This is a genomic window from Streptomyces mutabilis (genome assembly GCF_014649815.1).
GTDB lineage: Bacteria > Actinomycetota > Actinomycetes > Streptomycetales > Streptomycetaceae > Streptomyces > Streptomyces mutabilis.
In genome coordinates, this window is record NZ_BMTT01000303.1 from 1 (window position 1) to 526 (window position 526).

The following is a 526-nucleotide window of genomic DNA, read 5'->3' on the forward strand; positions in this document are numbered from 1 at the left end:
GGTAACGGAGAGACATTCATTTGATGGGCCGCTGCTATTGCAATCGGTGCCATTAACACCGCCGTTGCCGTATTAGAGATAAATAAACCAATAGTGGCACAAAGTACAAATAAACAGACTAACATAACCTGTGGCCCAGCATTCCCTGCTACATCCATAAGTCCATTAACGATAAGCTCGATACCCCCAGTTTTTTGCAATGCAGCCGCAAAAGGCATCATCCCGACAATCAAGATAATACTTGGCCAATGAATAGAACGATAAGCACTTTCCATATCTATACAGCGAAATTTTCCCATCAATAAGCAAGCAATTAACGCGGCAATAAAGTTAGGTACTTCATTGGTCACCATTAATGCAACCATTAATGCTAATGAAAAAAGTGCATGTGGTGCTTGCGATGAGGCCGGTGCAACAGTATCAATTTCAGCCGCTAAATTTAATACAATAAAATTACGCGGTTTTGTCGAAAGTATACGAATTAATTTCCAATCACCAATAACCAGTAACACATCTCCCAGACGTA

Annotated in this window: 1 protein-coding gene; it reads right to left on the reverse strand. The window is 40.7% G+C overall.

Annotated elements, in window-relative coordinates; genetic code table 11:
• A partial coding sequence (locus tag IE142_RS40425; protein ID WP_191889530.1) for an SLC13 family permease occupies positions 1 to 526 on the reverse strand: 526 nt, incomplete at both ends.